Source organism: Sedimentitalea arenosa (assembly GCF_016428585.1).
Classification (GTDB): Bacteria; Pseudomonadota; Alphaproteobacteria; order Rhodobacterales; family Rhodobacteraceae; genus Sedimentitalea; species Sedimentitalea arenosa.
The window spans coordinates 107221-126171 of record NZ_JAELVR010000008.1 but is presented as its reverse complement, the minus strand read 5'-3'; the positions used below and the strand labels follow the sequence as shown (position 1 = coordinate 126171).

Genomic DNA, 18951 nt, shown 5'->3' with positions numbered 1-18951 from the left:
AACCGTTGGAAAAAAGGAGTTTGTGTCAAATCTGGCGCTGGTTGGCGTCAGGTTCGAAGCGGGTTTGCGCAAGTACTGGCCCCTTCCCGCCGGATGAAGTAGCTGAATCGGGATCGAATTGGCGGAGTAGGCGATGAAACTGGCGGAACAGGTAACTTTCGGCGGGTCCGGTCTGAACCGTGCCGGGCATGTCCGGCTGGACGACGCGCAACGCGCGGCGGCGCTGGCCCATCCCGACAGTTCTGCCGTGGTCTTGTGGCGCGGCAAGCCCCTGATCGGCCCGCAGGATCGCCTGGAACTGGTTTCGCTGTCCCATCCGGTATTGCAGGCCGGTCTCGCCGCCGCAATCGAGAGCCCGGTGTTCTTGGGGGTGGACCAAGGCGAAAAACCCGTCTTCGCGTGTGACATATCGGGCTGGGAGCCTGAACACCTCGACAGTGCGGCGCTCGGCCTGTTTCTCGATCCATCGGAGCAGGCGCATCCCGATCTGCCCGGTGGCACCGTCTTTGCCGAGCTGCGCCGGATAATGACCCGGCTCACACCGCGCGATGCAGAGCTTGCGGCGACGGCCAAGGCCATCGTGGGCTGGCACGAAACGCATCGCTTTTGCGCCCGCTGTGGGCAACGCAGCGACGTCGCACAGTCGGGATGGCAGCGGATCTGCCCGGCCTGCCGGGCACACCACTTTCCCCGTACGGATCCCGTGGTGATCATGCTGATCACGCATGGAAACTCGGTGCTCATGGGGCGTTCCCCGGGGTGGCCCGAAGGGATGTTTTCGCTGTTGGCCGGTTTCGTCGAACCGGGGGAAACGCTCGAAGCGGCCGTGCGGCGTGAGGTTCTGGAAGAGGCCGGTATCACCGTTGGGCAGGTCAGTTATCTTGCCAGCCAGCCTTGGCCGTTTCCCGCCTCGCTGATGTTCGGTTGCGCGGGCGTTGCGCTGACCCGCGACATCACCATCGACCCGACCGAGATCGAGGACGCCATGTGGGTCAGCCGCGACGACATGATGACGGCCTTCGCCGGCGATCACCCCGTTTTGAAGCCCGCGCGCAAGGGCGCGATCGCGCATTTTCTGCTTCGGAACTGGCTTGCGGATACGCTGGATTGACCGGACAATCGTTCGCAACGTTCAGGTAGGCCGGACATGCAGTTTTCGACCCGAGAGGATATCGACGCCCCGATCGATGCCGTGTTCGCCATGGTGTCCGACGCGCGACGGTTCGAACGATCCGCGATCCGCCGCGGTGCGGACGTGGCGCGCACGCGCGGCGAGGGCGCGCCCACCATCGGCTCCACATGGCGGGTCAGATTCCCGATGCGTGGCAAGCACCGCAACCTCGAAGTCGTTGTAATCGATTGCGAGCCGCCGAACGCGATGACGTTTTCGGGCGTGTCGCAGGGAATCGATGGTCGGCTCACGCTCGACCTGATCGCCCTGTCGCCGCATCGCACCCGGATGGCATTGGTGGTCAACATGGCGCCAAAGTCGATCGCGGCGCGGCTGTTCCTGCAGTCTCTGAAGCTGGCCAAGACGACCCTGACGAAACGCTACAAGCTGCGAATCGCGGAGTTTGCCCGCACGCTGGAACGGCGCTATCGCGACAGTGCCTGAAGTCGCGGGTCAGTGGCGTCCCGGATCGGCGGGGTACACCCCGAGAATCTCGATATTAGTGGTGAAGTAGTTCAATTCGTCCAGCGCCAGCGCGACGTTGGAATCCTCGGGATGGCCCTCGATATCGGCGTAGAATTGCGTCGCCGTGAAAGATCCGTCGACCATGTAGCTTTCCAGCTTGGTCATGTTGACCCCGTTGGTCGCGAAGCCGCCCATCGCCTTGTAGAGCGCCGCGGGGATGTTGCGGACCTGGAAGACGAAACTGGTGATCATGCCGTGCTTGCCGCGCGGCCGTGTATCCGCCTCGCGCGACATGATGAGGAACCGCGTGGTGTTGTTCGAATTGTCCTCGATATGCGAGGCGAGCAGGTCGAGGCCATAAATTTCGCCCGCCAGCGGACTGGCGAGTGCGGCAAGCGACGGATCTGCCTTTTCAGACACGTGGCGGGCCGACCCGGCGGTATCGGCGCCGGTGACGCGGTGGATGCCGTGCTCCTGAAGGAAGCCCTTGCACTGTCCCAGCAGCACTGTGTGGCTCATTGCGCGGGTCACGTCCGACAGGTTTGCGCCGGGCACTCCGAGCAGGTTGATATGCACCCGGACGAAGGCCTCCTCGATGATGTGAAGCCCCGATTGCGGCAGCAGCGTGTGAATGTCCGCCACCCGGCCGTAGGTCGAGTTTTCGACCGGCAGCATGGCCAGTTCGGCCTCGCCGTTGCGGACCGCCTCGATCGTGTCCTCGAAGGTGCGGCAGGGAAGCGCTTCCATGTCGGGGCGCGCGTTTCGGCAGGCTTCGTGACTGTACGCGCCGGGTTCTCCCTGGAAGGCAATTCGTTTCGTCATGGGCGCATTTTCCCTGCAACTCTGTTCGGAAGGGCGTTTGGTCGCGGTGTCTATACCTTGCCACAGCCGAGGGGAAGGCTTAGACACCCGCGCAAACAGATCAAATGGACACGCAACCAATGGACACGATGACCTTTACAAAAGCAGCGGCTGGCGTGCTCGGCGCTTTCCTGGTATATCTGCTGGGCCTCTGGGCGGCGGAGGTGCTGTATCATACGGGAACTCATGGCGAGCAATCCTATGTGATCGAGATGGAAAGCGACGAGCCCGAAGAAGAGGTCGTCGAGGTGAGCTTCGAGGAGCAGATGGCTGCCGCCGATATCGACAAGGGCGCCAGCGTCTTCAGGAAGTGTTCGGCCTGCCACAAGCTGGAAGCGGGCGAGAACAGCACCGGCCCCTATCTGTATGGCGTTGTCGGGCGTGAGATCGGCGCAGCCCAGGGCTTTGGCTATTCCGACGCGCTGGCAGGCCACGGAGGCGAATGGACCCCCGAGACCCTCAGCAGCTTCCTTGAGAAGCCGAGCGATTTCGCGCCCGGAACCACGATGAGCTTCTCGGGCCTGAAGAAGATCGAGGACCGGGTCAATCTGATCGCCTATCTGGACAGTCTCGACGACTGATCGTCGTCCGGCAGGAGAACGTTGACGAGGGCCGCTGCCGAATGCAGCGGCCCTTTCTTGTGGCTAAGTCCGACTGTAATAAGGCGCGAAAATAGATGCGCAGGTTCAGGTGGAAACGAGATGACCGAAAGGTTACATATTCGCAACTTGAACATTGGCCCCTTAGGCAATTAGCCTACATCGACAACAGACGCGGCGCCTGAACGCCATGCCGACGGAGGAAGAGCCGATGATCCAGATTTCGACCTTGCGTGCGAAGGGAAACTGGCGCGTGCCGGTGGCCGCCTTCGTGGCTGGTTTGACAATGCTGATCGTCCCGTTCTCGCCCGGATCAGCGGAAGAGAAGATCATCAAGAGCCACGGGTTCGCCGAGTTCGGCGATTTGAAGTACCCCGAAGGCTTTGCGCATTTCGACTATGTGAATCCGGATGCGCCGAAGGGTGGAGAGTTGAGCTATGCCGCCCAGGGGACTTTCGACAGTCTCAACCCGTTCACGCGGCAGGGTCGGGCCGCGGCCCGGTCGGCGGACCAGTACGAGTCGCTGCTATACCCTTCGTATGACGAACCGGCCTCCTACTACGGTCTGGTGGCCGAGAGCCTTGAATATCCGGAAAGCCAGGATTGGGTGATCTTCAACATGCGGCCCGACGCGCGGTTTTCGGACGGTACGCCGGTGACGGCCGAGGACGTGGTGTTCTCGCATAACCTGTTGCTGGACCAGGGTCTGCAATCCTATGCCGAGGCGGTGCGCAAGCGTATTCCCAAGGCAGAGGTTCTGGGGCCGCATCGCGTGAAATTCCATTTCGCGCCGGACATTCCGCGCCGGGCGCTAATCACGCAGGTCGGTGGCACGCCGATCTTTTCCAAGGCCTGGTTCGAGGCCGACCCGGAAAACCGAAGGCTGGACCAGCCGCGGATGGTGCCCGGCATCGGATCGGCCCCCTACGTGATGGAGAGTTTCGACGTCAATCGCCGGATCGTCTACAAGCGCAACCCGGACTATTGGGGCGACGAGATCAACGTGAATGTCGGGCGCAACAACTACGACACGATCCGGATCGAGTACTTCAGCGACTCGATCGCCGCCATGGAGGCGTTCAAAGCTGGTGAATTCACCTTCCGGCAGGAGAACAACTCCAAGAGCTGGGCCACGTCCTATGATTTCCCGGCCCTGAGCGCGGGGGATGTGGTGAAGCAGGAACTCGAGGACGGCAACGTGCCCACCGCGGCCGGGTTTGTCATGAACATGGACCGGCCTCAATTCGCAGACATCCGCGTGCGCGAAGCCGTGCAATTGGCGTTCAATTTCGAATGGACCAATGAAAGCCTGCAATATGGCCTGTTCCAGCAGCGCCATTCCTTCTGGGAGGGCACGCATCTGGAGGCGAAGGGCTTGCCCGAGGGGCGCGAACTCGAAGTGCTGCAGGCGCTTGGCGATGACCTTGACCCGGCGCTCCTGACCTCGGAGCCGATCCGCGCGCACAGCAGCCAGGCGGATCGGCAGAACGATCGCCGCAATCTGCGCGCGGCGATGAAGCTCCTGGACGAAGCCGGCTGGAGCGTGGGCAGCGACGGGGTGCGCCGCAATGCGGAGGGTCAGACGCTCAAGGTCGAATTCCTGTCCGATGATCCCGTGCTCGACAGGATCGCGGTGCCGTTCGTCGACAACCTCAAGACCATGGGAATCGACGCGATTTACAATCGGATCGACAACGCCCAGTTCACCCTGCGCCGTCGCGAACGCGACTTCGATATCATCTCGGGCGCCTATCGCACTTCACTCCAGCCATCGACCGGGCTCTACCAGCAATACGGGCAGGAAGCGGCGGCCTTCTCGGTGTTCAATCCGGCCGGAATCAGCGGCCCGGACATCGAGGCACTGATCGACAATATCGTCGCCGCGACCGAAGCCGAAGAGCTCGAGGCGAACACGCGGGCACTTGACCGGGTGCTGCGCTCCAAGCGCTTCATGGTGCCGACCTGGTATCTGGGCAAGCATTGGGTGGCTTTCTGGAACATGTACGAGTACCCCAAGAACCTGCCCCCCTATGCATTGGGTGTCGAGGATCTGTGGTGGATCAATGCCGAGAAAGCTGCCGAGCTGAAGGCATCGGGCGCTCTGCGATAACATGGGCGCCTATATCGCAAGACGTCTGCTGTTGGTGATCCCGACGCTGCTGGGCATCATGATAATCAACTTCACCTTGGTGCAATTCGTGCCCGGCGGCCCCGTCGAACAGATCATCGCGCAGATGGAAGGCGGCGGCGACGTGTTCGAGGCGTTTTCGGGCGGTGGCGCGGATGTCGAAATGCAGGCCACCGGGGCGAGCGACCGCTATGTCGGCGCGCGAGGCCTGCCGCCCGAGTTCATTGCCGAGCTGGAACGCGAATTCGGTTTCGACAAGCCGCCATTGGAACGCTTCCTGAACATGCTCTGGAACTACATGCGGCTCGATTTCGGCGAAAGCTACTTCCGGTCGATCAGCGTGATCGACCTTGTTCTGGAAAAGATGCCCGTGTCGATTTCGCTGGGGCTTTGGTCAACGCTGATCGCGTACCTCGTGTCGATCCCGCTGGGTATCCGCAAGGCGGTGAAGGACGGCAGCACATTCGACACCTGGACCAGTGGCGCGATTATCGTCGCCTACGCGATTCCCGGCTTCCTGTTCGCGATCCTGCTGCTGGTGCTGTTCGCCGGCGGTTCCTACTGGCAGATCTTCCCGCTGCGCGGCCTGACCAGCGACAACTGGAGCGACCTGTCCCTGCCGGGCAAGATCGCCGACTATTTCTGGCACATCGCCCTGCCGGTCATCGCCAGCACCATATCGGCCTTTGCCACCCTGACCTTGCTGACCAAGAACAGCTTTCTGGACGAGATCAAGAAACAATATGTGATGACCGCGCGCGCCAAGGGGCTGAGCGAGAGCAAGGTGCTCTATGGGCATGTGTTCCGCAACGCGATGCTGATCGTGATCGCGGGCTTTCCGGCGGTGTTCATCGGGGTGTTCTTCTCCGGCAGCCTGATTATCGAAACGATCTTTTCGCTCGACGGGCTGGGCCGGCTGGGCTTTGAAGCGGCGGTCGCGCGGGATTATCCGGTGATTTTCGGAACCCTGTTCATCTTCGGTCTGATGAGCCTCGTGGTCGGCATCCTGAGCGATATCATGTACGTGCTCGTCGATCCCCGGATCGACTTCGAGAAGCGGGAGGGGTAACGCAATGACCGATCCCGCCCCCCCGCTCGCCCCCGACCAGCGCCCAGCCCCGACGGGCACGCCAAGCGATGCCCCTGTCTCGCCGCGTGGTCGTCTGTCTCCGCTGAACGCGCGACGCTGGCGCAATTTCCGTCGCAATGGGCGCGCCTACTGGTCGCTCTGGATCTTCGCCGTGCTGTTCGGGCTGTCGCTTTTTGCCGAGTTCATCGCGAACGACAAGCCGATCCTCGTGCAATATCGCGGCGCTTACTACACACCGATCTTCAACTTCTATCCCGAGACCGCCTTTGGCGGCGACTTCCAGACCGAGGCCATCTATCGCGATCCCGAGGTGCAATGCCTGATCAAGTCGGGGGGACTCGACGTCTGTTTCGACGATCCCGAAGGCGTTATGGAAGAGGCCGAGACCGGCATGGTCGCGGGCGAGCCGATCGAACAGGGCTGGGCGATCTGGCCCCCGATCCCCTACTCGTTCGACACCACCGTGGATCGACCCGGCGCGGCTCCGCTGCCGCCCAACGGCGAGAACCTTCTGGGCACGGACGATACAAAGCGCGACGTTCTGGCCCGGGTCATCTACGGGTTCCGCCTGTCGATCCTCTTCACGCTGATGGTCACTGGCGCGGCCAGCCTGATCGGCATCGCGGCAGGCGCCGTGCAGGGCTATTTCGGGGGCTGGCTCGACCTGATTTTCCAGCGAATCATCGAAATCTGGTCGGCCACCCCGTCGCTTTACGTCATCATCATCATGTTTGCCATTCTCGGGCGAAGTTTCTGGCTTCTCGTATTTCTCATGGTGCTGTTCAGTTGGACCGGCCTCGTCGGCGTGGTGCGGGCCGAGTTCCTGCGCGCCCGCAACCTGGAATACGTGCGCGCGGCCAAGGCATTGGGCGTGGGCAACATGACGATTATGTTCCGCCACATGCTGCCCAACGCGATGGTGGCGACGCTGACGATGCTGCCGTTCATCGTGACCGGTACGATCGCCGCGCTGGCCTCGCTCGACTTCCTCGGTTTCGGTCTGCCGTCCTCGGCCCCGTCGTTGGGCGAGCTGACCCTGCAGGCCAAGCAGAACCTTCAGGCGCCGTGGCTGGCCTTCACCGCGTTCTTCACCTTCGCCATCATGCTGTCGCTGCTCGTCTTCATCTTCGAAGGCGTGCGTGATGCCTTCGACCCCAGAAAGACCTTTTCATGAGCCTGCTCGATGTGCGCGACCTCAAGGTGTCGTTCCGGCAGGACGGGGTAACCACCCTCGCCGTCAGGGGCGTTTCCTTTACGCTGGACCGGGGCGAGACCCTGGCTCTTGTCGGGGAATCGGGTTCTGGCAAGTCTGTGACAGCCCTGTCGACCGTGTCGTTGCTGGGCGACAGCGCGAGGGTCGAAGGGTCGGTGACTTATGCCGGGCAGCAGATGATCGGAGCCTCGGACAAGCTGTTGCGCGACGTGCGGGGCAATGACATCAGTTTCATCTTCCAGGAGCCGATGACCTCGCTCAACCCGCTGCACACGATCGAAAAACAGCTCACCGAGTCGCTGGCTCTGCACCAGGGGCTGACCGGCGACGCGGCCCGGGCGCGGATCATCGAACTGTTGACCAAGGTCGGTATTCGCGATCCCGAAACGCGTCTCGATGCCTATCCGCACCAGTTGTCGGGCGGGCAGCGGCAACGCGTGATGATCGCCATGGCCCTGGCAAACAAACCCGACATCCTGATCGCGGATGAGCCGACCACGGCGCTCGATGTGACGATCCAGGCGCAGATCCTCGACCTGTTGGCCGATCTCAAGCGCGACGAGAACATGGGTTTGCTGTTCATCACGCATGACCTGGGCATCGTGCGCCGCGTCGCCGACAAGGTCTGTGTGATGAAGGATGGCGAGATCGTTGAAAGCGGGCCGACCGCGCGCATCTTCGACGCGCCGCAACATCCCTATACACAAAAGCTGCTTGCCGCCGAACCTTCCGGCGAACCGGATCCGGTGCCGGAAGACGCCGACACCATCGCGAGCACCGAGCATCTGAAGGTGTGGTTCCCGATCCAACGGGGGTTCTTCAAGCGCACGGTCGGATATGTGAAGGCCGTGAACGACGCCAGCCTGTCGGTACGCGCAGGCGAGACCGTCGGGATCGTGGGTGAATCGGGATCGGGCAAGACCACGCTGGCGCTGGCGCTGATGCGCCTGATCGCCTCGGAGGGCGGGCTGACGTTTCGCGGCCAAGATGTGCGCGGCTGGTCGACACGCGAACTGCGCCGCCTGCGGGCGGACATGCAGATCGTGTTCCAGGATCCGTTCGGCAGTCTCAGCCCGCGCATGACGTGTCAGCAGATCATCAGCGAGGGACTGGCAATCCACAAGGTCGACCCGACACGCGACAAGCGCGAACTCGTGGCCGAGGCGATGGAGGAAACCGGTCTGAACCCGGCGACGATGGACCGCTATCCGCACGAGTTTTCCGGTGGTCAGCGCCAGCGTATCGCGATCGCGCGCGCGATGGTGCTGCGGCCCAAGTTGCTGCTTCTGGACGAACCCACAAGCGCGCTGGACATGACGGTGCAGGTGCAGATCGTCGATCTCTTGCGCAACCTGCAGCGAAAGTATGGCCTCGCCTACCTGTTCATCTCGCACGATCTGAAGGTGGTACGCGCCATGAGCCACAAGGTGATGGTGATGAAACAGGGCGACGTGGTGGAATACGGGCCGGTCGAGCAGGTCTTCGAGGACCCGAAAACCGACTATACGCGAACCCTGATCGCCGCCGCCGGCTGATCGGGCGCGGGCTCAGATTGCCGAGCTGTGACCGGCTTTGCTGAGATCGTAGGCGTCAAAGCTGCGCGCGATGATGCGGGTCAGGGGGCGTGCCTCGGGCGGGATGAACAGCCCGTCGGACGTCAGGGTCAGCACGCCCGGGAAGGCGCGGTCGGCTTCTGCGAACATATCGTTGAGCGCGGCCCGGCTGATCGCGAACCGCGACGTGATTTCCTCTGCATCGATACGGAAGTCGCACATCAGGGCTTCGATCAGACGCGAGCGCAGCTTGTCCTCCCCGCGGAACTGGTGGCCCCGGGCAGTTGAGAACCGGCCATCGCGCACTGCGGCAGTATGTGCCGACGTGCCAGAGGCATTTTGGGCGAACCCTTTCGGAAAACGCGAGATCGAAGACGCGCCGACACCGATCAGGACATCGGAAGTGTCGTCGGTGTATCCTTGGAAGTTCCGCCGGAGCTTGCCTGACACCAGCGCGCGGGTCAGGCCGTCGTCGCGTGTGGCGAAATGATCGATGCCGATCTCGGCATAGTTGTCCCAGAGAAACAGCTTGCGGGCGGTTTCGAACAGGCGCAGCCGCTCCTGCGGCGTGGGCAATGCGTCGGACGGGATCAATTGCTGGCGCTTGGCCATCCACGGCACGTGGGCATATCCATAGAGCGCCACGCGGTCCGGGTTGAGAGACAGGAGTTTCTGGACGCTTTCTGTCATCCGCTCCTGGGTCTGGTGCGGCAGTCCGAAGAGGATGTCGGCATTCAGGCTGCGGATCCCGCGCGCCCGGATCATGTCGACCGCCTCGCGCGTGATGTCGTAGCCCTGGATACGACCGATCGTCTTCTGGATCTCGTCATCGAAGTCCTGAACGCCGATCGAGGCGCGGTTCATCCCGGCGGCAGCCAGCGCATCGAGTCGGGCAGCGTCAATCTCGTTCGGATCGATCTCGACCGAAAATTCCGCATCCTCGCCCAAGGGTGCGACTGCGTAGATCGCCTCGCTCAACTCGGTCATCATGTCGGGCGCAAGCAGAGTCGGGGTGCCGCCCCCCCAGTGCAGGCGCGACAGGGTCACGCCCTCGGGTAGACGCGCGGCCAAAAGGGCGAGTTCGGCTTTCAGGGTTTCAAGATAGGCGCGGACAGGTGCATCGCTCTGTGTGCCCTGCGTGCGACAGGCACAGAACCAGCACAGCCGGCGGCAGAACGGGACATGGACATAGAGAGAGATGGTCCCACCTGCCGGGATTTGCGAAATCCAATCGGCAAAAAGATCAGGCCCCACATCGTTGCTGAAATGGGGCGCGGTCGGGTAGCTCGTGTACCGGGGCACTTTGGCGTCAAAGAGTCCCAGCTTGGCCAATTGAGATTCCGTTATCATGGGTATACGCTTAAGGCTCGGGCGTGGGAAAAATCCTTGACCCAGATCAAGTGAGATGGAAATGACGGCGACAATCCAGACGATTTCCCCCAGTTGTTCCGACTGCCCGATCCGGCATCGGGCGGTGTGCGCGCGATGCGAGATGGACGAACTCGAGCGGCTGGAGGAAATCAAGTATTACCGCAGCTTCGAGGCGGGCCAGACGATCATCTGGTCCGGCGACAAGATGGATTTCGTTGGCTCGGTTGTGTCCGGCATCGCGACGCTGACCCAGACGATGGAGGACGGGCGCACGCAGATGGTCGGCCTTCTTCTGCCGTCGGATTTCGTCGGTCGCCCCGGGCGCGAAGGGGCCGCTTATGACGTTGTCGCGACGACGGATATCCTGATGTGCTGCTTCCGCAAGAAGCCCTTCGAGAAGCTGATGAGCGAAACGCCGCACATCGCTCATCGCCTGCTTGAAATGACCCTCGACGAGCTCGACGCCGCGCGCGAGTGGATGCTGGTCCTTGGCCGCAAGACAGCACGCGAGAAGATCGCCAGCCTGCTCAGCATCATCGCGCGTCGGGACGCATCGCTGACCGGTGACGGCGGTGTGCGTCCGATGGTCTTTGACCTGCCGCTGACGCGCGAAGCCATGGCAGATTACCTCGGTCTGACGCTGGAAACAGTGAGTCGGCAGATTTCGGCGCTCAAGAAAGACGGTGTGATCCATCTCGAGGGCAAGCGCCATGTCACCGTGCCCGACATGGGACGGTTGATGGAAGAGGCGGGCGACGACAGCGACGGTGGCGTCTTCGCCTGAGGCTTGGTCGGCTGGCTTCAGTCTCTCTGCGCCTCGCTGCCCCGGGGCCGTTGGGAACGCATTGCAGGAAACTGCAGCACGGTTCTCGTGAGTTTGTCCCGAAAGACCGGTTTGCGCAAAAGCGAAATCCCTGTTCCAGTGCGGCTGTCCAGAACGGAGTTGTCCCATGCCTCACCTTGTCCCACGCCCCTGGGTTCCCGAACCATGCGAAACACGGGTCCAGGATATCGCCAGCTCGATCGCGGGGCTGGAAATCGGAGCAATCGAACACAGGCTCGATGACCTGATCGCGCTGAACAAGGCGATTCACGATGACGAGTGCTTCAACCTGAACCCGGCGACAAACGTCATGAACCCGCGCGCCGAGGCCGCACTCGCGGTCGGGCTCGGCAGCCGGCCGTCGCTCGGCTATCCCGGTGACAAGTACGAGATGGGCCTTGAGGCGATCGAGGAAATCGAGGTCGTGGCCGCCGAACTCGCCGCCAGAGTGTTTTGTGCCGATTATGCCGAAATCAGGGTGGCATCGGGCGTCATGGCCAACCTGTATGGCTTCATGGCCCTTGCGCGGCCCGGAGATGTCATCATCGCGCCGCCGCCCGCCGTCGGCGGGCATGTCACGCATCATCATGACGGGTGCGCCGGTCTCTACGGGTTGAAGACCCATCCCGCCCCGGTCGACTCCGACGGTTATTCCGTCGATCTCGATGCGTTGCGCGACCTCGCGTTGCGGGTGCGGCCCGTGCTCATCACCATCGGCGGCAGCCTGAACCTTTTGCCCCATCCGGTGCGCGAGATCCGCGCGATCGCCGATGAGGTGGGTGCCAAGGTGCTGTTCGACGCGGCCCATCAATGCGGGATGATCGCCGGCGGGGTCTGGCCCAATCCGTTGGAGGAGGGGGCGCACCTGATGACGATGAGCACCTACAAGAGCCTCGGTGGACCCGCATCCGGTCTCATCCTTACCAATGATGCTCAGATCGCCGAGCGGCTCGACTCCATTGCCTTTCCGGGCATGACGGCAAATTTCGATGCGGCGAAATCAGCGGCGCTGGCCTTCTCGCTGTTGGACTGGGTCGAATACGGACCCGCCTACGCGCAGGCAATGATCGACCTGGCGCAGGCGCTTGCGTCCGAGCTCGAACAGCGGGGTTTGCCGGTTTTCAAGACGGCACAGGGCGCGACGCTCTCGCACCAGTTCGCGCTGAAAGCCGGCCTTCTCGGGGGCGGCCAGGCGGCTTCGAAAACGCTGCGACGGGCCGGGTTTCTCGCCTGCGGGATCGGTCTGCCGATCGATCCGGTCGACGGAGACATGAACGGGCTGCGGATCGGGACGCCGGAACTGGTCCGTCGGGGCGTGACGCCCGATGACGCTCCGAGTCTCGCCGCGCTGATAGCGGAGGGGCTGCGTGGCAACGATCCTGACGCGGTCGCGCAGCGCACACGCGCGTTGCGCGCGCAGTTTCAGGGGCTGCACTACATCCGCGGCTGAAACCGGGGCTTGCGCAACAGCGGGGCTGGTGCCAGCATGAACGCCGACATCACGAAAGAGGCGCGAGATGGAATTCAACAGTGTTCTGGCGATGGTGCTGATTGGCGCGATCGCGGGTTGGATTGCGGGCAAGCTGATGAAGGGCCGGGGCTTCGGCATCTTCGGCAACATCATCGTGGGGATCGTGGGCGCGTTCCTGGCGGGCCTGATATTCCCCGCGCTTGGCTTCACCGTGGGTGGCGGAACGCTCGCGTCGATCTTTCACGCAACCATAGGTGCTGTGATCCTGTTGTTCCTGATCGGGCTCGTCAATCGAAGTTGACCCGGCGCGCGACGCGCCGGGTCAGGGTTCCGGCGCTCAGTGCGCCATCAGAACCGGGATCGCCGATTTCTCGAGCATGTTGCGCGTGGCCCCGCCAAGGATCGCCTCGCGGAACCGCGAGTGACCGTAGGCGCCCATGACCATCAGGTCGGCCTCGGTGTCCGTGGCGTGGCGGTTCAGTACATCCGATACGCGGTTCATCGTCTTGCTGAGAACGTCGATTTCGCAATTCACGCCATGACGCGCCAGCAACTGCGACAGCATCCCGCCGGGATCGGATCGTTCCGGCCCGTGTGCGGGCGGATCGATGACAACGATCCGCACGAGGTCTGCCGCCTTGAGGAAGGGCAGGGCACGCCGGATCGCGGCCATTGCTTCGACGCTTTCGTTCCAGGCGACGAGGATGGTCTTGGGATGTTTGAGCGGCTCGCCCCTGTCGGGGACGACCAGCACCGGTGCGCGGCCCTCGAACAGGGCGGATTCGACCACGGCTTCCACCTCGGCACCGCGATCCTCGCCATAGGGGCGTGGCATGATGACCAAGTCGGTGAAGCGCGCGTGATGCGCGACATGACGACCGAGATCCGCAATCTGCGCGACTCCGTCTTCAGCCGAAAACCGGATGCCGGATTTTCCCAGAACGTCATTGGCATGGGCCAGGATTTCGGCCGCCTCGGCATTCGCGCGGGTCAGGGTCTCCTGCAGGATCATCGCGTTGGCGCCGGCGTAGTAGTAGCCCGTCTGGGTCCGATCCACGCCGAGGCACAAGGCATCCGCATGGGCATCCTGCGCTTCCGCCAGGGCGATGACCTGCCGCAACGCGGCATCGGCGATCTTGGGATCGGTCAGCACGGTGAGCAGAGATTTGTAAGCCATTTGGACCTCTTGAGTATTGGCATGTCTTGGGTCTCACGGGCTGTAGTCGCCCGCAAGACTGATGAGTGTCACAGAATTGCCTCACTCGTGTTGATGCAGATCAAGGCAGGCAGCGCCTCCGTTTTGCATCAAGCTGACAGTCTAAATATGCCCGCGCGATTCAGGATTCGCGAAGGGTGCGGAAAAGGGACGCAAAATGTCGAATTATATCAAGCTTATCGCGCTTGGTCTGGTCACGCTGGTCGCGATGATCGGGATCAATTACGCGCGTGATACAGCTTACATGGTTCACGCCATCATCGTGATGCTCGTGGCCGGTGGGCTGTTCCTGTATACCGTGCGGCGCACGGACGAACCGCTGCCTGCCGCAGGGCCACAGAATGAATATTTCGATTCAGTGGTGCGTGCCGGCGTGATCGCGACCGCCTTCTGGGGCGTTGTCGGGTTTCTCGTCGGGGTCGTCATCGCGTTCCAGCTTGCGTTTCCGCAGCTCAATTTCGATTGGGCACAGGGATATGCCAACTTCGGTCGTCTTCGCCCGCTGCATACCTCGGCAGTGATCTTCGCCTTCGGGGGCAACGCTCTCATCGCCACGTCGTTCTTCGTGGTGCAGCGCACCAGCGCGGCACGGCTCTGGGGCGGCAACCTCGCTTGGTTCGTGTTCTGGGGGTATCAGCTCTTCATCGTTCTGGCCGCCACCGGATACCTTCTGGGTGCAACCCAATCCAAGGAATACGCTGAGCCGGAATGGCATGTCGACCTGTGGCTGACCATCGTCTGGGTCGCTTACCTCGCGGTGTTCCTCGGCACGCTGATTAAGCGGAAAGAACCGCATATCTACGTGGCCAACTGGTTCTATCTGTCCTTCATCGTCACCGTGGCGATGCTCCACGTAGTGAACAACCTGTCGATCCCGGTCTCGTTCTGGGGCAGCCGGTCGATCCAGGTCTTCTCGGGTGTGCAGGACGCCATGACGCAATGGTGGTACGGGCACAACGCCGTGGGCTTCTTCCTGACCGCCGGCTTTCTCGGCATGATGTACTACTTCGTACCGAAGCAGGCCGAGCGTCCGGTGTTCAGCTACAAGCTGTCGATCATCCACTTCTGGGCGCTGATCTTCATCTACATCTGGGCCGGCCCGCACCATTTGCACTACACCGCTCTGCCGGACTGGGCCTCGACCCTCGGCATGGTGTTCTCGATCGTGCTGTGGATGCCCTCCTGGGGTGGCATGATCAACGGTCTGATGACGCTGTCCGGCGCATGGGACAAGCTGCGCACCGACCCGGTCATCCGGATGATGGTGATCTCGATCGGCTTTTACGGCATGTCGACCTTCGAAGGTCCGATGATGTCGATCCGTGCGGTCAACTCGCTCAGCCACTACACCGACTGGACCATCGGCCACGTGCATTCCGGTGCTCTCGGGTGGAACGGCATGATCACTTTCGGCGCGCTCTACTACCTGGTGCCGGTGCTGTGGAAGCGTGAGCGGCTCTACAGCCTGACGCTGGTCAGCTGGCACTTCTGGCTCGCCACCATCGGCATCGTGCTCTACGCCGCCTCGATGTGGGTCACAGGGATCATGGAAGGCCTGATGTGGCGTGAAGTCGACGCCAATGGTTTCCTGGTGAACAGCTTTGCCGACACCGTCGCCGCCAAGTTCCCGATGTACGTGGTGCGCGGTCTGGGCGGGGTCATGTTCCTCACCGGCGCTCTTATCATGTGCTACAACCTTTGGATGACTGTGAAGCGTTCGCCGGCCAAGGAAGCCAGTCTCGCATCCGCAGTCCCGGCTGAATAAGGAGGGCCGGAAACATGGCAATCTTAGACAAGCACAAGGTCATCGAGACCAACGCCACGCTCCTCCTGATCCTCAGCTTCCTTGTGGTGACGGTCGGCGGCATCGTCCAGATCGCACCGCTGTTCTGGCTGGAAAACACGATCGAAGAGGTCGAGGGGATGCGTCCCTACTCGCCTCTCGAGCTGACAGGACGCGAGATCTATATCCGCGAAGGCTGCTACGTGTGCCACAGCCAGATGGTGCGCCCGATGCGGGACGAAGTGGAACGCTATGGCCACTACAGCCTGGCGGCGGAGTCGATGTACGATCATCCGTTCCAGTGGGGCTCCAAGCGCACCGGGCCGGACCTGGCCCGCGTCGGTGGCCGCTATTCGGATGACTGGCACGTCGACCACTTGCGGGATCCGCAATCGGTCGTGCCGGAGTCGGTCATGCCGAAATACGCGTTCCTCGAACGCACGCTGATCGAGCCGACCTATATCGAGGACCTGCTCAAGACGCAGCGGTTCGTCGGTGTGCCCTATACGGAAGAGATGATCGAGAACGCCGCCGCCGATTTCAGGGCCCAGGCGGATCCCGACAGTGATTATGACGATATGCTCGAACGCTATCCGGGGGCACAGGTGCGCAACTTCGACGGTCAGCCGGGTATCTCGGAAACCGACGCGCTGATCGCCTACCTGCAGATGCTGGGCACACTGGTCGACTTCTCGACCTTCACGCCCGATGCAAGTCGCTAGGAGGAGGTATGGAAGAATACACCTTTCTCCGGCAATTCGCGGACAGCTGGATGCTGGTGGCGTTGTTTGCCTTCTTCATAGGGGTCGTCTTCTGGGTGTTCCGCCCGGGCAGCAAGAAAACCTACGAGGATACCGCGAACATCCCCTTCCGGCACGAAGATAAACCGGCACCTGACACCGATGATCAAGACGACAATACCGCCACACCCAAGGAGGCGCGGCAATGAGCAAAGTACCTGAAAAACAAAAGGGTGATCCGGAGACCACCGGCCATAGCTGGGACGGTATCGAGGAATTCAACAACCCGCTTCCGCGCTGGTGGCTGTGGACCTTCTACGTCACGATCGTCTGGGCCGTTCTCTATACCATCGCCTATCCCGCTTGGCCGCTGGTCAACCAGGCGACGGCTGGTATCCTGGGGTGGTCGACCCGTGCCGATGTCGCGGCCGAGATCGCCGCGGCGGAAGAAGCGAACGCCGAGATCAATATCAGGCTGGCCAGCGCTGACCTGAACGCCATCGTGGACGACACGGAACTGGCGACCTACGCGACCTCGGCCGGCGCGGCAGTGTTCCGCACCTGGTGCGCGCAATGCCACGGGTCGGGTGCTGCGGGCGCCAAGGGGTATCCCAACCTGCTGGACGACGCCTGGCTCTGGGGCGGTGATATCGAGGCGATCCACTACACGATCAGCCACGGTATCCGTAACGAGGATGACCCTGACGCCCATTACTCGGAAATGCCGGCCTTCGGCGCCGACGAACTGCTCGAGCCCGAGCAGATCGACGAGGTCGTCAACTACGTGATGTCTCTATCCGGAACGCCGCAGGATGCCTCCAAGGTCGAAGCCGGAGCCGTCGTCTATGAAGAGAACTGCGCCGCCTGTCACATGGAAGATGGCTCGGGCGACCGCATGCAGGGCGCGCCCAACCTGTCGGATGCGATTTGGCTCTATGGTGGCGATTACGACACGCTGGTCGAAACCGTAACCTACAGCCGCTTTGGCGTGATGCCGCCCTGGTCCGCAGAGGCATCGCCGGCCGGTCGCCTTACCGAGGCCGAAATCCGCGCCGTCGCGACCTATGTCCACCAGCTTGGTGGCGGTGAATGACAGAATGAGAATACTCCCGGGCGGCAAATGTCGCCCGGGAGTTGGGCACCGACTCTTCGATCTGTTCGCGCGTTTCCTGAAGAGTCGGTGCCGATATTCCAACAGCACCGAAATCGAGCCGTTCTGACAAGGCGTTCCGGTTGACTTTGGTAACGTGTTCGTAACCTCATATGAGGCACTGTTTGCAGTGTCCGGGTCGATTGTGCTTGTCATGCGGCAGGTGTCGTATATCCGGGGTTGGTAAAACGACAACAGAACAGCAGGCACATGGACGGGTCACGGCAAGCCGACATCGAGGAGACCCGGACTCTGTCCGCGCGCGAATGGGTTCAGGTCCTGGCGAAGTATCGCGAACCGAACCTGTGGCGCAGTCTGTTTGAACTTGGTGTCAGCCTGTTGCCGTTCTTCGCTCTATGGGCGTTGGCCTGGTGGGCGCTCTCGTTCAGCTATTGGCTGGCCCTCGCGATTTCGCTTCTCAACGCGGGATTCCTCGTCCGGCTTTTCGCGATCCAGCACGATTGCGGCCACGGGGCGTTCTTTGGCAACCGTTTGGTGAGCGACTGGACGGGGCGCGCGTTGGGTGTGCTGACACTCACGCCGTATGATGTCTGGCGGCGTACCCATTCAATCCATCATTCGGCGGCCGGAAATCTCGCGCGGCGCGGCATCGGCGATGTCCACACCCTGACCGTGGCCGAGTATCAGGCTCTGTCGCCGCTCTGGCGGTGGCATTATCGGCTCTACCGCAACCCCTTCACCCTGTTCGGGCTGGGGCCGGGATACATCTTCTTCTTGCAGAACCGCCTGCCGATCGGCCTGATGACCGCGGGCTGGCGCTATTGGACAAGTGCGATGGGTACCAACCTCGCCCTTTGCATAGGGTTGGGCGTGATCATCTATTTCGGAGGCCTTGCCCCGGTGCTGCTGGTGTTCCTGCCCACGACGTTGATCGCGGCGTCGGCCGGGGTCTGGCTGTTCTTCATCCAGCACCAGTTCGAGGAAACCAGTTGGAACTCCGAGGAAGACTGGCAATTGCATGAGTCGGCACTTCACGGCAGCTCTTTCTACGACTTGCCGGCGGTGCTGCGCTGGTTCTCGGCGAACATCGGCGTGCATCACGTGCATCATCTCTACAGCCGCATTCCATTCTATCGTCTGACCGAAGTCCTGCGCGATCATGCCGTTCTGGCCACCATGAACCGCATGACCCTGTCCGAAAGCTTTGCTTGTGGTCGCTTGCACCTGTGGGACGAACGCGACCGCCGCCTGTTGTCATTCCGGCAGGCGTCAGCCCTCTACGGAACCTGACCTGCGGCCCGTGTGACGACGCAGGGTACTCGTCTTTCGAATTGCCCGCCTCGGTAGCCGACCCGC

General features: G+C 62.1%; 18 protein-coding genes. 15 read left to right on the top strand and 3 right to left on the bottom strand.

Annotation, left to right across the window (positions count from 1 at the left end; genetic code table 11):
- Positions 1-133 precede the first annotated feature (133 nt).
- Entirely contained in the window at positions 134-1111 is a 978-nt protein-coding gene (nudC, locus tag JF290_RS12640; RefSeq protein WP_199025254.1) for an NAD(+) diphosphatase, read from the top strand.
- Between the two features lie 36 nt (positions 1112-1147).
- Complete coding sequence (locus JF290_RS12635; protein ID WP_199025253.1) at positions 1148-1615, top strand: SRPBCC family protein; 468 nt, start codon at positions 1148-1150, stop codon at positions 1613-1615.
- A gap of 9 nt (positions 1616-1624) precedes the next feature.
- Here the strand turns inward: JF290_RS12635 and JF290_RS12630 are convergent, their stop codons facing one another.
- Positions 1625-2458, bottom strand: coding sequence for a prephenate dehydratase (locus JF290_RS12630; protein WP_199025252.1), 834 nt, complete (start codon positions 2456-2458; stop codon positions 1625-1627).
- Between the two features lie 119 nt (positions 2459-2577).
- Between JF290_RS12630 and JF290_RS12625 the strand changes: the two genes are divergently transcribed.
- The 5 genes from JF290_RS12625 to JF290_RS12605 all read left to right on the top strand — a co-directional run bounded on the left by JF290_RS12625 (position 2578) and on the right by JF290_RS12605 (position 9062).
- Complete coding sequence (locus tag JF290_RS12625; RefSeq protein WP_199025251.1) at positions 2578-3078, top strand: c-type cytochrome; 501 nt, start codon at positions 2578-2580, stop codon at positions 3076-3078.
- Positions 3079-3307: 229 nt separating this feature from the next.
- A complete protein-coding gene (locus JF290_RS12620; protein ID WP_227362209.1) occupies positions 3308-5206 on the top strand; it encodes an extracellular solute-binding protein in 1899 nt (632 codons plus the stop codon).
- A 1-nt stretch (position 5207) separates the two neighbouring features.
- Positions 5208-6293, top strand: coding sequence for a microcin C ABC transporter permease YejB (locus tag JF290_RS12615; protein WP_199025249.1), 1086 nt, complete (start codon positions 5208-5210; stop codon positions 6291-6293).
- Positions 6294-6297: 4 nt separating this feature from the next.
- On the top strand, positions 6298-7488 hold the full coding sequence (locus tag JF290_RS12610) for an ABC transporter permease (RefSeq protein WP_199025248.1): 1191 nt from the start codon (positions 6298-6300) through the stop codon (positions 7486-7488).
- Positions 7485-9062 carry an ABC transporter ATP-binding protein gene (locus JF290_RS12605; protein ID WP_199025247.1) on the top strand — a complete coding sequence of 526 codons (1578 nt, stop codon included), beginning with the start codon at positions 7485-7487 and terminating at the stop codon, positions 9060-9062. The genes JF290_RS12610 and JF290_RS12605 overlap by 4 nt, the downstream gene beginning before the upstream one ends.
- Positions 9063-9074: 12 nt before the next feature.
- Here JF290_RS12605 and hemN read toward each other — a convergent pair whose 3' ends face one another.
- Positions 9075-10430 carry an oxygen-independent coproporphyrinogen III oxidase gene (hemN, locus tag JF290_RS12600; protein ID WP_199025246.1) on the bottom strand — a complete coding sequence of 452 codons (1356 nt, stop codon included), beginning with the start codon at positions 10428-10430 and terminating at the stop codon, positions 9075-9077.
- A gap of 61 nt (positions 10431-10491) precedes the next feature.
- On the opposite strand from hemN, the gene fnrL reads away from it, so the two are divergent.
- From fnrL to JF290_RS12585, 3 genes are all read left to right on the top strand, one after another.
- Positions 10492-11235 (top strand): transcriptional regulator FnrL, encoded by a 744-nt coding sequence (gene fnrL, locus JF290_RS12595; protein WP_199025363.1) that lies wholly within the window; start codon positions 10492-10494, stop codon positions 11233-11235.
- Between the two features lie 166 nt (positions 11236-11401).
- Positions 11402-12724, top strand: coding sequence for a serine hydroxymethyltransferase (locus tag JF290_RS12590; protein ID WP_199025245.1), 1323 nt, complete (start codon positions 11402-11404; stop codon positions 12722-12724).
- Positions 12725-12791: 67 nt separating this feature from the next.
- Positions 12792-13046, top strand: a complete 255-nt coding sequence (locus JF290_RS12585) for a GlsB/YeaQ/YmgE family stress response membrane protein (protein WP_199025244.1) — start codon at positions 12792-12794, stop codon at positions 13044-13046.
- 36 nt (positions 13047-13082) lie between these two features.
- Here JF290_RS12585 and JF290_RS12580 read toward each other — a convergent pair whose 3' ends face one another.
- On the bottom strand, positions 13083-13922 hold the full coding sequence (locus tag JF290_RS12580) for a universal stress protein (RefSeq protein ID WP_199025243.1): 840 nt from the start codon (positions 13920-13922) through the stop codon (positions 13083-13085).
- 196 nt (positions 13923-14118) lie between these two features.
- On the opposite strand from JF290_RS12580, the gene ccoN reads away from it, so the two are divergent.
- The 5 genes from ccoN to JF290_RS12555 all read left to right on the top strand — a co-directional run bounded on the left by ccoN (position 14119) and on the right by JF290_RS12555 (position 18885).
- Entirely contained in the window at positions 14119-15726 is a 1608-nt protein-coding gene (gene ccoN, locus JF290_RS12575) for a cytochrome-c oxidase, cbb3-type subunit I (RefSeq protein ID WP_199025242.1), read from the top strand.
- 14 nt (positions 15727-15740) lie between these two features.
- Positions 15741-16466, top strand: coding sequence for a cytochrome-c oxidase, cbb3-type subunit II (gene ccoO / locus JF290_RS12570; protein WP_199025241.1), 726 nt, complete (start codon positions 15741-15743; stop codon positions 16464-16466).
- 8 nt (positions 16467-16474) lie between these two features.
- On the top strand, positions 16475-16693 hold the full coding sequence (locus JF290_RS12565) for a cbb3-type cytochrome c oxidase subunit 3 (RefSeq protein WP_199025240.1): 219 nt from the start codon (positions 16475-16477) through the stop codon (positions 16691-16693).
- Positions 16690-17577: a cytochrome-c oxidase, cbb3-type subunit III gene (gene ccoP, locus JF290_RS12560; protein ID WP_199025239.1), complete on the top strand. Its 888-nt coding sequence runs from the start codon at positions 16690-16692 to the stop codon at positions 17575-17577. Before JF290_RS12565 ends, ccoP begins: the two co-directional genes overlap by 4 nt.
- A gap of 267 nt (positions 17578-17844) precedes the next feature.
- Positions 17845-18885: a fatty acid desaturase gene (locus tag JF290_RS12555; RefSeq protein WP_199025238.1), complete on the top strand. Its 1041-nt coding sequence runs from the start codon at positions 17845-17847 to the stop codon at positions 18883-18885.
- The last annotated feature ends 66 nt before the right edge of the window (positions 18886-18951 follow it).